The following is a 12,605-nucleotide window of genomic DNA, read 5'->3' as shown; positions in this document are numbered from 1 at the left end:
GTTAAAATAGCCGTTTTTCCCATAGAATTCCCATGAGCAGCCAATACTATATCGGCATCATGTCCGGCACCAGTATGGACGGTGCGGATGCCGTCTTAATCCGCATGCAGGGCGCCGACTGGCAAGCCGCCGTCGACCACAGCTTCACCCCGTTTTCAGACGGCCTGCGACAAGAATTATTGGCGCTGCAAAACACCGGCAGCAACGAGTTACACCGCAGCTTTATGCTTTCACAAACCTTAAGCCGCCTGTATGCCGATACCGTCAACCGGATCTTACGCCAGCAAAATCTCACACCTGAAGACATTACCGCCATCGGCTGCCACGGCCAGACCGTGCGTCACTCACCGGAAAACGGTTACAGCGTACAATTGGCCGATTTACCGCTATTGGCAGAACTGACCGGCATCTTCACCATCGGTGACTTCCGCAGCCGCGATTTAGCCGCCCGCGGACAAGGTGCGCCGTTGGTGCCTGCCTTTCATCATGCACTGTTTCATCATGCGGAAGAAACCCGTGTGGTGCTGAACATCGGAGGCATTTCCAACATCAGCGTTTTACCGCCCGACGCACCTGCATTCGGCTTCGACACCGGCCCCGGCAACATGCTGATGGATGCGTGGATGCAACACACCTGGCAGCTTCCCTACGACCGCAACGGCGAAAAAGCAGCACAAGGCAAACTATTGCCCGAATTGCTCACCGCCCTGCTCGACCATCCTTATTTTTCCCAGCCTTATCCGAAAAGCACCGGCCGTGAATTATTTTCACTGGAATGGCTGCGAGGCCGTCTGAAAGGCGGCGAGCAGCCGGAAGACGTGTTGCAAACCCTGCTCCAATACACAGCCTGCACCATCTTTACCGCCATCCGCCAAGCAGCCCCTGATGCCGGTAATATTTACGTCTGCGGCGGCGGCGTGCAAAACCAAGCCTTGATGGATGCCTTGGAAACCTTAGCCAGCCGTAAAAATATCGCCCTGCACAGCACCGGCAAACTTAATCTCGATCCGCAATGGGTCGAAGCGGCAGCCTTCGGTTGGTTGGCGGCTTGCTGGATAAACCGCATACCGAGCAATCCGCACCACGCAACCGGTGCACACAAGCCTTGTATTCTGGGTGCAGGCCATTACGCCTGATTTTACTTGCCGCGATGATTTAACTTCTAAAAAAACCGCTCAAATTTCTTAAGAAATTTGAGCGGTTTTTGCAATGCGAGATGAAATTATAGTGGATTCATTTTTAAATAGGGCAAGGCGGAGAGCCGAAGACAGTATAGATAATACGGCTAGGCGAACCAACGCCGTACTATTTTAAAGTGAATCCACTATGACTTAATTTCGCATATAAAAAAGCCCCTGCTTCAGCAAGGGCTTTTATTTCTACAACCAACTCAATTATTTCAATTTGGTTTCTTTGTAGATAACGTGTTTACGGGCTACCGGGTCAAATTTTTTGATTTCCAGTTTACCGGGCATAGTGCGTTTGTTTTTGGTAGTGGTGTAAAAATGGCCAGTACCAGCACTAGATTCCAATTTGATTTTATCGCGCATTGCAGTAATCCTTAATTAATTATAAGCGTTCGTTAATTAAGCTTCGCCGCGGGCACGCAAATCAGCCAATACGACATCAATGCCTACTTTATCGATGGTGCGCAATGCAGCGTTAGAAACGCGCAAGCGAACCCAGCGGTTTTCACTTTCTACCCAGAAACGACGTGATTGCAAGTTAGGCAAAAAACGACGTTTGGTTTTGTTGTTGGCGTGTGATACGTTATTGCCAGACATCGGGCGCTTACCGGTCACTTTGCAAACTCGTGCCATGGTTAGTCTCCAAACTTCTAATAAAATAGTAAAACGCGATTTATACCATGAAAAGCAGCGTTTGTTCAAGTCGCTTTATGAAAAAACGTGATTTACAGGGATAAAACCGCCTAATTGTTGCATCTGCGAAACGCTTCGCTTCGAGAAAGAATAAGGATGAATTATAACGGATTTTTGACTGGCCCGCATCCGTTACTCTGCAAAATAAAGCACTATGCCGTCTGAAAAAAATCCCGTGGGCACTGCTTCGGGCACAAAAAAGCCCTGCTTAAGCAAGGCTTTTAATCGGCCCGTTCAGACGGCCTTAGTTGTAGGAAATTGTCGGGTTGTTTACTTATGCAAAACAGCTTTTGTTTTTTGCCCGAATGATTGTTTTAGGATTTTTGAGCGTTATCGAGAACCATGCGGCTTTGCCGTGCCTTCCGGCATTCTTGGCAACATTCAAAAATCCCAAAATGGGTCATCAAGCAAAAAAAAGCAAAAGTGTAAACAACGCTGGGATTTTCTACACCTTAGTCCAATTGCGCCACAGAAACCGGCAAACCGCGCACGGCTGCCAATGTGGCATTGGCGGCTTTTTGCTGCTTGAGGAACGCGTTCATATTATTTGGTGTCAGTTTCGGTGTCGGCAAGGCCACGGTAGTCGGATTCACCGGCTGACCGTTGACACGCGCTTCGTAGTGCAAATGCGGGCCGGTTGAGCGGCCGCTGCTGCCGACATAACCGATAATATCACCGGCACGCACGCTACCGGTCAATTGTGAAAACGCGCTCATGTGGCCGTATAAAGTTTCCACGCCGTTGGCATGCACCACCATCACGGTATGGCCATAGCCGCCTTTCCAGCCTTTAAAGGTAATCATACCGTCTGCGGCAGCACGAATCGGCGTACCCATCGGCGCAGCATAGTCGATACCGGTATGCATACGCACAGTGTGTAAAACCGGATGCACGCGGTAACCATATGGCGAAGAAATTCGGGTATATTCAACAGGTTGAATATTAAAACCTTCTTTTTGCTGTAAAGATTTACCGTTTTGGTCGTAGTAGCTGCCGCTCTCTTCGTCGCCTTTGCCTTCGCTGTAGTAATAAGCGTGGTAGGTTTTGCCGTTTTTCACGATTTCAGCGGCCAAAATATCACCCACGCCCATTTGCTGGCCGCGGAAATACATGCTGTTGTACAACAAGCGGATAACATCGCCTTCTTTCAAGGTTTGCATATCAACGGTATCGGCAAAAATCTCGCGAAGCTGCAGATAAACATCAGACGGAATTTCGGCACGCAGCATATCGCCGATGGCCGAGCTGCGAATTGCAATCGAACGCAAAGTCGGCATAGTTTTCATGTCGATTGCCTCGTTGGAAGCCTGCCATTTGCCGTTGACCTTTTCCAAAGCGACCAAGTTGCGCTCTAACTCTTCGTCAATGAAAAACTGCACATCGGTCACTTGGCCGGTGGCATCCACACGGATATTCACTGATTGATTGGCCTTCAGATTTTTCATATCGCGCGTGGCATTGTTTTTCGCCATGATGGCTTTGATGTCGGTTTGCGGCACACCCATGCGGGTCAATACGTCCGACAGGGAATCGCCCTGCTGCACCACTTCCTGCGCCCAGTAGCTTGATTGAAAATTACCGGTTTCGACATACACCGCCGGCAATTCTTCCAATACGCGTTCGACTTTGAAGTCGCCCGCTTTCGGCATAGGTTCGGTCACCGCATAAGCCGTCATTACACCGGAAACCGGCAGCAACATACCCAATAATGACCAACGCACCGGCTTGTTTCGCCAAAAACGGCTGAAAAAAGAATTTTTCGTTTGTTCAGACACTCGCCAATCCTTCTTAATTTTTTATCGCGGCTTTAGACCGCATGATTTATCGTTAAAGCTGTATTTTTTAAATCCGATTTACCTTATCTGCCGCTTTCAGACGGCCTGAAACCGACCGCAGCAGATAAGGTAAATCGGCTTCAGAGCAGAATTATCCGCCCAACTGATAGATTGACACTTGATTTTGCTGAATTTTACGCGCGCCTATTGTAGCACAAAACCATCCGTCGCACCAAAAAGGCCGTCTGAAACATCCTTAAGCGATATTAGTCCGCACTTCATTGAATCAAGTTCAATATGGCGTAAAATAAGCTTTTTCGCTTTACCCTTCCCTTATGAAACTTACGCTCGCCATCCCTTCGCTCAACCGTCGCAACGATGAAACACTGCCGCCATTGAGGCTTGACGCATTTAACCAAATCTTGCGATACGGCCTTCTGAACAAAACGCCGCAAACGCCGTCTGAATTTTATCGTCGCCATCTGTGGCAAGGCAGCTTGTCGGCACAGGCGAAACGTATGCTGAATATTCCCGCCAACCAAGCCGCCGCGTTTGCCAGTCCGTTGTGGCAGCAGATGGGCATGCACCAAGCCCGCGTCATCAGCGGCGAACATTTAAATATTCAAACCGAAGAAGCGGGACAGCTTTGCCGAGAATTAAGCGATTTTTATCGGAAAGACGGTTGGCAGTTTCATACATTGCGGCCGGACTTATGGCTCATCACCATGCCGTCTGAAATCGATTGGCAAGTGGCACCGATATGGGATATCGGCGGCCAAATCGGCGCTACCGACCAAGCCTCAGGCCGCGATGCCTTGCAATGGCTCAACAAGCAAACCGAAATACAAATGTGGCTGCACAACCACCCGCTCAACCGGCAGCGCCAAAACCGACAAGCCCCTGCGCTCAACGGCCTGTGGCTGTGGCAAGACATTCACGGCAGCTGCACGCACACCGGCTTGCTCGCCAGCGACAGCCCGTGGGCAGCCTTTTACCCACACCGGCGCATCGATGCCCCTTATGATTTTGATGCGTATTTGAATGCGACCAACGAATCCGGTTTATCCGTTTCAGACGGCCTGATTTTCTTAGATGATTTGGCCGTCACAGAGCAAACCGGCGATGTGTCCGCCTATCAAGAAATCCTGCAAAGCTGGGAAAACCGCTGGTTTGCCCCCTTATGGCAAGCCTTGCAATCAGGCCGTCTGAAACAGCTTACTATTGCGGCCGATGGTGAAAATGGCGGTAAATTGGTGATAACGCCAAAAGCAAAATGGGCATTTTGGAAGGCAAAGAAAAACTTTAACGGCATTTGGTAATGATATGAAAGCAAACAGGCCGTCTGAAACATTTCAGACGGCCTGTTTATCAAGGAACCAGCAAGAATTACATTTGTTGTTGGGCAGCGCGGATGGCGTTTTGATCAGGGTTGATCAACACTTCTACGCGGCGGTTTTGCGCACGGCCTTCGGCAGTGGCGTTAGACGCGATTGGTTGGCGCGAACCGTAACCGGCAGTGCTCAAACGTGAACCGCTCACACCGCGTGATTGCAGGTAAGAAGCCACCGATTGTGCGCGGTTGCGGGACAATGGCTCGTTGATGGCGTCAGAACCGGTGTTGTCGGTGTGGCCGTTGATGGTCAACGTGGTATCAGGGTATTGAACCAGCGTTTTTGCCGCAGCAGCCAAAGCGTTTTGCGCGTTGGCGCTCAAAGCAGCGCTACCGGTGGCGAAAGTTACGTTTTCAGGCATTACCAATTTGATTTGGTTGCCTTGACGCTCTACTTCTACGTTGGTATTGGCCAAGCTTTCACGCAGTTTTTTCTCTTGGTAATCCATGTAGCCGCCAACGCCTGCGCCTACTGCGCCGCAAGCCAAGGCTGAGTTACGTGCGCCTTTGCCGCCGTGGGTCAATGCACCGACGATGCCGCACACAGCCGCACTACCCAAGCCGTAAACGGCGGTTTTGCTGGCGGTCTGCTGGCCGGTAGCCGGATCGGTCACACAGCCTGCCAAAGCCAAAGGAGCAGCAACGATAGCAAGCGTTAAAGGTTTCAAGAATTTCATGGTTTTCCTTTCGATAAAACGTGCCTTTTCCTTTTCAAGGCCGTCTGAAAATAGGTCGCAGGCTTGTATTCTTTTCAAGCCGACTTTTAGAAATGGTCATCATAACCAACATTTCAAATGCTTAAAAGCACGTTTAACCCGATATTACAAAGCTATTCATACGCTAACGATTTTCCGGCAACATGCTACCGCTTATCGCTTTTCAAGACAGATTGATGGTTGTTTCGGTTTATTTCTTTACATTTTTACGATGTTCCTGATACCAGCGCAGCAGCATAAACTTCAGTCTCACCTTCACATCATAGCCTACCGAACGGGCGCCCAATGCAAACAACACTGCCGCCACAGGCAAAGCAAAATGATGACCGATGGCCTGATAGCCCAATGCACCGATAATACCGCCCAAACTAAAAGTGGCCATCAAGCCCGAGAGCAGCCACATTTTCGGCTTGTTGACGCGGATATGCGGCAGGCGCGGATGATGTTGCTTCGAATAATACATCACCTTGGATAATTCAATGCCCAAATCGGTGGCCGAGCCGGTCATGTGCGTCGAGCGAATTGCCCCGCCCGAGAGCAAAGTAATCACCGTATTGTGCATCCCCATAATAAAGCAGAGCAAAAACAAAGCCAGCGATGGCAAGGAAAATTGGCCGAAACCGAAATCGAGCTGAAAAGCAGTGGCACCAAACAAACCGAAAATCAACAAATAAACCGCTTCCAACCACATGGAAAAGCCATAACTGCCGCGAAAACGCTTTTGCTGTGTCCACAAAACCACCCAGCTTGAATGCGCCGCGCCCATCACAAAACAAATCACGCTGATAAACGCCACCAACACCATACCCCATTCGCGCATATACACCATATCTGCCACCAAAGAAAGCGAACCGGTAACATGCGACGTGTAGCGTGCAAATGCGAAAAAGCCGCCTGCATTAATCGCCCCGGCCAACAGCGCCATCACATAGCCCAACCGCCGAAACCGCGCATCCGAGATATGCCGCTCACGCAAATACGGCCGATCCGCCTGCCAAAAAGGCGGCGTATGCAGATGTCCATGCCGCTTGTCGTGCGCCTTTTTCCTACGCTTTGCCATTTGATGATGATCACTCACGCCAACCCGTTCCCTTGTTTTTCAGACGGCCTCACGCCCTGAATATTTATTCTGCAGACACAATCATAACAGACCTACCTTGCGCCAGCCGAACCGGAAGCAACAATATTACCGCTTGCTAAAACGCAATAAAATGGCGTACATTAAACCTTACCGACTCAATCAGGGGCAACACATGAAAAATAGACGCAGCTTATTGATTCTCGGCGCGATTTTCACACTCGCCGCCTGCGCCGCCACACCCGGACAAAAAGCCGAGCGTGCCGCCGCGCAAAAACGTTACGAACAAAACCTGCAAGTGGCGCTCGCTGCCCAATGTGACAAAGACACCGCATTATTAATGCAAAAGCAGTTTGAACAAGCCGAGCAATCTACCGCACTTTCCGGCAAAGAGCAGCAGGAATTCCGCTTGAAATACGTCGACAAAGTCGCCGACCCGATGTTCCAAGCCTGCTACAAAATGGCATGGCAAAACTACATTGCACAACAAAAATTGCGTGAAGTCCGCTATTACCGCGACTATTACGACGATTGGGGCTGGCGCCGTCCGTTTTACCATCCGTTTTGGTGGTAACCGCACTTAACTGATTATTCAGGCCGTCTGAACGCAGCTACTTTCAGACGGCCTTATCGATGATTTTTTGCTAAAAAAGCCGTCTGAATTTCATGCGTTATTTTTTCTGTTTATTGTTGTGGCTGCTTGCCGCCCCCGCCTTGTGCAAAGGCACACCCGAAGCCGATACTTTTCTCTATGAAATCAGCAAGCCCGCCGGCCGGCCGGTTTCTTATCTGCTCGGCACCATTCACGTCGGCAAACTCAACGCCACCCTGCCCGCCGATTACCGCCGTGCGCTTAACCGCGTATCGCAATTGGTGGTCGAAAGCGACGAATCCGGCATGACCGCTGCCGATACATTAAAGATGATGCACATGATGGCCGACAACCGCCCTTTAAAACAAAGCTTGGGCAACGCGCGCATGCGCCGATTGCAAAATATGTTGGCCGGCGGCCAAGAGCCCGCCGGCTTTTCGTCAGATTCCCGAATCAAACCGTGGGCGTTTTGGCTGTTGACCCAAAGCACTTTCAACCCCAAGGGCTATTCTTATGAATACGGCATCGACAATCTGCTGATTCAGCGCGCCAAAAAGCTCAATAAACCGGTGATTGCGTTGGAAGGCGCAGAGCAACTCAGCTATTTCGCCCACCTGCCCGAAGATGTCATTATCCGCTCGTTTGATGCTTTGGAAAAACACCACAAAGCCTTTCTGAACGACATCATCACCTTAGAAGACGACTACCGCCGCCAACGCGCCGAAAAAACATGGTCAGAAATCGCCAATCCCGCGCATCAATTGAGATTTTTACCGCGTAAAGACCATCCGCTGTGGCACGAACTGATGTACGGCAAATTACTCACCCAACGCAACCAAATCTGGCTGCCGAAGCTGATTGAAATCCTACCGCACAAACCGACCCTGATTGCCGTTGGCGGTGCGCATTTGTTCGGCGAACAAGGCTTGATTGTGCGTCTGCGCCAAGCCGGTTATCAAGTTAAACCGGTTGAGGTTAAGACTAAATTAGAAACCCGCTAACCAAGCAGGCCGTCTGAAACGTTTCAGACGGCCTCGAATCCATTTCCATGTCTTTCTCATATCCGCTGCTTAAGCCCTCACTGCACGATATTTAATTTATTATTTAATTTATTCCGAAGCATTTATCCCAAGCCCGATTGCGTTTACAATAGCGCCTGATTCAAACACACACACACCACCATGAATATCCACCTCGGCCGCCGCCACCCGCCCGAATGCCCGCAAGGCGCGGCAGTGACCATCGGCAATTTCGACGGCGTGCATCTCGGCCACAAACACATTCTGCAAACCCTCAAACAACAAGCCGACAAACTCGGCCTGCCGGTTGTTGCGGTGATTTTCGAGCCGCAACCGAAAGAGTTTTTTGCCAAAAAATTCAGCAAACCGCAGCCTTACCGCATTTCCCCTTTGCGCACCAAGCTGGATTTATTGCGCCAAACCGAATGTGTCGACATTGTGTGGGTGTTGCCGTTTACCCAAAGCTTCGCCGACATGTCCGCACAAGCTTTTATCGACGGTTTGTTACGCGACAAACTCAACACCCGCTACCTGCTCATCGGCGACGATTTCCGCTTTGGTGCCGGACGCGAAGGCGGCTTTGAAATGCTGCAAGCACAAAGCGGCATGCAGACAGAACGCACCCCCTCCGTCATCGTCGAAGATATCCGCACCAGCAGCACCGCTGTGCGCCAAGCCCTTTCAGACGGCCGCCTTGCTTACGCGCGCAAATTATTGGGGCACGATTATGTGCTGGGCGGCAAAGTCAAACACGGCAAAAAACTCGGCCGCACCATCAACGCCCCCACCGCCAACGTGCAACTGCCGCCGTATCATTACGCGCTTAGCGGCGTGTTTACGGTTGAAGCCGACGGCAGTTTCGGCACCCGCCGCGGCGTCGCCAGCTTTGGTTTCAACCCGACTGTGTCCGACAAAAAAACGCAGAAGCTGGAAGTACATTTATTTGACTTCCAAGGCGATTTATACGGCCAACGCTTAAACGTGCGCTTTTTGCACAAACTGCGTGACGAACAAAAATTCGACAACATTGAAGCTTTGAAAACGCAAATTTTGAAAGACATGGAAGCGGCGAAAAACTGGCAGCCTTGAGTATCATCAAAAGGCCGTCTGAAAAACAGGAATGTTTTTTTCAGACGGCCTTTTTGCCGGAAACGGAAAATATTTAAAATTACGGAAATCCATCCCCAACCCACACCAAACCCCTTATAAAAACAACACAATTCCGCTACAATACCCCTTTATGATTTTTTCAGACGTCCTACCAAACAAAAGGCCGTCCGAACCCCCAGTCACACCATTAAATCCGAGAACAAACATGACCGATTACAGCAAAACCGTCAACCTGCTTGAAAGCCCGTTCCCAATGCGCGGCAATCTGGCCAAGCGCGAACCTGCATGGCTGAAAAGCTGGTACGAACAAAAACGCTACCAAAAATTGCGCGACAAAACCAAAGGCCGTCCGAAATTCGTTTTGCACGACGGCCCGCCGTATGCCAACGGCGACATCCACATCGGTCATGCCGTCAACAAAATTTTGAAAGACATCATCATCCGCAGCAAAACCCAAGCCGGTTTCGATGCGCCTTATGTACCGGGTTGGGACTGCCACGGTCTGCCGATTGAAGTGATGGTGGAAAAGCTGCACGGCAAAGATATGCCCAAAGCGCGTTTCCGCGAACTCTGCCGTGAATACGCCGCCGAACAAATCGCCCGCCAGAAAAAAGACTTCATCCGCTTGGGCGTGTTGGGTGATTGGGACAATCCGTATCTGACCATGGATTTCCAAACCGAAGCCGACACCGTGCGCACTTTGGGCGAAATCTACAAAGCCGGCTATCTGTACCGCGGTGCCAAACCGGTGCAATTCTGCTTGGATTGCGGCTCATCATTGGCCGAAGCCGAAGTGGAATATAAAGACAAAATTTCCCCCGCCATCGACGTGGCTTATCCGTTTAAAGACAACGCCGCGTTGGCCAAAGCCTTCGGCGTGGAAAGCATTGATGGCGAAGCATTCGCCGTGATTTGGACCACCACACCGTGGACGCTGCCTGCCAGCCAAGCAATTTCCGCCGGTGCAGAAGTGGTATACCAACTGATTGACACCGGCAAAGGCCATTTGGTCTTGGCCAAAGATTTGGCGGAAGAGGCGCTGAAACGCTACGGCCTTTCAGACGGCATGACCGTAGTGGCCGAAACCGCCGGCGCGCATTTGGAAAACCTGCATTTGAACCATCCGTTTATCGAGCGCGATATCCTGATGCTCAACGGCGGCCATGTAACCACCGATGCCGGTACCGGCTTGGTGCACACCGCCCCTGCCCACGGCTTGGAAGACTACGCCGTCTGCAACCAATACGGTATCGAGCTGTACAACCCGATTAACGGCGAAGGCCGTTACATCAGCGAAGTACCGCGCGTGGCCGGTCTGACCGTATGGGAAGCTAATCCTGTAATCATTGAATGGCTGCAAGAAAACAAGCGCTTATTGTGCAACACCAAGCTGGAACACAGCTACGCCCACTGCTGGCGCCACAAAACCCCGCTGATTTACCGCGCCACCGGCCAATGGTTTATCGGCATGGACAAACCGGGCGCCGACGGCAAAACCTTGCGCGGCAATGCGATGAAAGCAGTGGACGACACCGAATTTTTCCCGTCTTGGGGCCGTGCGCGCTTGCAGACGATGATTGAAGGCCGTCCCGACTGGGTCGTATCGCGCCAACGTTACTGGGGCACACCGATGACTTTCTTTGTGCACAAAGAAAGCGGCGAATTGCACCCGAATTCCGCCCAATTATTGGAACAAGTGGCGCAACGCATTGAAGAAAAAGGTATTGAAGCATGGTTCTCGCTGGATAAAAGCGAATTGTTGAACGCGGAAGATTGCGAGCAATACGACAAACTTACCGACACCATGGACGTATGGTTCGATTCAGGCTCAACCCATTATTCTGTATTGAAACAACGCGAAGAATTGACATGGCCGGCCGATTTGTATCTGGAAGGCAGCGACCAACACCGCGGCTGGTTCCAATCGTCTATGCTCACCGGCTGTGCTGCCATGGGCCGCGCACCTTACAAGCAATTGCTAACCCACGGTTTTGTGGTCGATCAAAACGGCCGAAAAATGTCGAAATCCATCGGCAACGTGGTGGCACCGCAAGAAGTGTACAACGAATTCGGTGCCGACATTCTACGCTTGTGGGCAGCTTCGACCGACTATTCGGGCGAACTGGCGATTTCCAAAGAAATCCTCAAGCGCGTGACCGAAAGTTACCGCCGCATCCGCAACACCTTAAGCTTCCTGTTTGCCAACTTGTCGGATTTCAACCCGTTTGAACACGCCGTGCCGCAAGACCAAATGGTCGAGCTTGACCGCTATGCGCTGATTTTGGCACGCCGACTGCAAGAGCGCGTAGCCGGCGATTACTACCCGCGCTATGCTTTCCACTTTGCCGTGAAAGACATCGTGTCATTCTGTTCGGAAGATTTGGGCGCGTTCTATTTGGATATTTTGAAAGACCGCCTGTACACCACCCAAGCCGGCAGCCACGCCCGCCGCAGCGCGCAAACCGCCCTGTATCACATCACGCGCAGTCTGGTTCTCCTGATTGCACCGGTTTTGTGCTTTACCGGCGAAGAAGCGTGGGACATCATCGGCGGCGGCGAGGAAGACAGCGTGTTGTTCCACACATGGCACGAATTCCCGCCGATTAACGAAAAAGCCGAAGCCGAAATCGTGAAGAAATGGGCAGCCGTACGCGAAGTACGCGAAGCCGTGACCGCCGCGATTGAGCCGCTGCGTACCGACAAAACCGTCGGCTCGTCACTGCAAGCCGAAGTCGATATTCATGCACCGGAAGCCTTGGCAGGCTATCTGAAAGCCTTGGGCGACGAATTGCGCTTTGCCCTGCTGGTTTCCAAAGCCAACGTGTACAAAGCCGACGAATTGAGCGTTACCGCCCAAGCCAGCAACGGCGAAAAATGCGAACGCTGCTGGCACTACACCGACGATATCGGCAGCGTAGCAGGCCATGCTACTGTATGTAAGCGCTGTGCGGACAATATCGACGGCAAAGGCGAAGAGCGTCATTACGCTTAAAGCTGCTTGCGCTTAATTTAACCGGTAAGCAAACCAAAGGCCGTCTGAAAATA

General features: G+C 51.2%; 11 protein-coding genes. 6 read left to right on the top strand and 5 right to left on the bottom strand.

Annotated elements, in window-relative coordinates:
• Positions 1 to 32: 32 nt before the first annotated feature.
• Positions 33 to 1,136 carry an anhydro-N-acetylmuramic acid kinase gene (locus H4O27_RS01970; protein WP_165006739.1) on the top strand — a complete coding sequence of 368 codons (1,104 nt, stop codon included), beginning with the start codon at positions 33 to 35 and terminating at the stop codon, positions 1,134 to 1,136.
• 258 nt (positions 1,137 to 1,394) lie between these two features.
• Here H4O27_RS01970 and rpmG read toward each other — a convergent pair whose 3' ends face one another.
• From rpmG to H4O27_RS01955, 3 genes are all read right to left on the bottom strand, one after another.
• Positions 1,395 to 1,550, bottom strand: a complete 156-nt coding sequence (gene rpmG, locus H4O27_RS01965) for a 50S ribosomal protein L33 (protein WP_003684373.1) — start codon at positions 1,548 to 1,550, stop codon at positions 1,395 to 1,397.
• Between the two features lie 36 nt (positions 1,551 to 1,586).
• Positions 1,587 to 1,820 carry a 50S ribosomal protein L28 gene (gene rpmB / locus H4O27_RS01960; protein WP_002216391.1) on the bottom strand — a complete coding sequence of 78 codons (234 nt, stop codon included), beginning with the start codon at positions 1,818 to 1,820 and terminating at the stop codon, positions 1,587 to 1,589.
• 512 nt (positions 1,821 to 2,332) lie between these two features.
• Positions 2,333 to 3,580, bottom strand: coding sequence for a M23 family metallopeptidase (locus tag H4O27_RS01955; protein WP_165006919.1), 1,248 nt, complete (start codon positions 3,578 to 3,580; stop codon positions 2,333 to 2,335).
• Positions 3,581 to 3,990: 410 nt separating this feature from the next.
• Between H4O27_RS01955 and H4O27_RS01950 the strand changes: the two genes are divergently transcribed.
• Complete coding sequence (locus H4O27_RS01950; protein ID WP_165006742.1) at positions 3,991 to 4,974, top strand: hypothetical protein; 984 nt, start codon at positions 3,991 to 3,993, stop codon at positions 4,972 to 4,974.
• Positions 4,975 to 5,041: 67 nt separating this feature from the next.
• Here H4O27_RS01950 and H4O27_RS01945 read toward each other — a convergent pair whose 3' ends face one another.
• Entirely contained in the window at positions 5,042 to 5,722 is a 681-nt protein-coding gene (locus H4O27_RS01945) for a YiaD family glycine zipper/OmpA-like lipoprotein (protein ID WP_165006745.1), read from the bottom strand.
• A gap of 229 nt (positions 5,723 to 5,951) precedes the next feature.
• Positions 5,952 to 6,821: a YoaK family protein gene (locus tag H4O27_RS01940; protein ID WP_165006922.1), complete on the bottom strand. Its 870-nt coding sequence runs from the start codon at positions 6,819 to 6,821 to the stop codon at positions 5,952 to 5,954.
• 193 nt (positions 6,822 to 7,014) lie between these two features.
• Between H4O27_RS01940 and H4O27_RS01935 the strand changes: the two genes are divergently transcribed.
• The 4 genes from H4O27_RS01935 (at position 7,015) to ileS (ending at position 12,552) form a co-directional block, all read left to right on the top strand.
• Entirely contained in the window at positions 7,015 to 7,413 is a 399-nt protein-coding gene (locus H4O27_RS01935) for a lipoprotein (RefSeq protein ID WP_165006747.1), read from the top strand.
• 92 nt (positions 7,414 to 7,505) lie between these two features.
• The gene (locus H4O27_RS01930) at positions 7,506 to 8,432 is read left to right on the top strand and encodes a TraB/GumN family protein (protein WP_165006750.1); all 927 of its coding nucleotides are present in this window, start codon (positions 7,506 to 7,508) and stop codon (positions 8,430 to 8,432) included.
• Between the two features lie 180 nt (positions 8,433 to 8,612).
• Entirely contained in the window at positions 8,613 to 9,539 is a 927-nt protein-coding gene (gene ribF, locus H4O27_RS01925) for a bifunctional riboflavin kinase/FAD synthetase (RefSeq protein WP_165006753.1), read from the top strand.
• Positions 9,540 to 9,765: 226 nt separating this feature from the next.
• The gene (gene ileS / locus H4O27_RS01920; RefSeq protein ID WP_165006756.1) at positions 9,766 to 12,552 is read left to right on the top strand and encodes an isoleucine--tRNA ligase; all 2,787 of its coding nucleotides are present in this window, start codon (positions 9,766 to 9,768) and stop codon (positions 12,550 to 12,552) included.
• Positions 12,553 to 12,605: the final 53 nt, after the last annotated feature.

The sequence above is a fragment of the Neisseria yangbaofengii genome (assembly GCF_014898075.1).
Lineage (GTDB): Bacteria > Pseudomonadota > Gammaproteobacteria > Burkholderiales > Neisseriaceae > Neisseria > Neisseria yangbaofengii.
The sequence above is the reverse complement of the archived record's forward strand: the minus strand, read 5'-3'. Positions and strand labels throughout refer to the sequence as shown.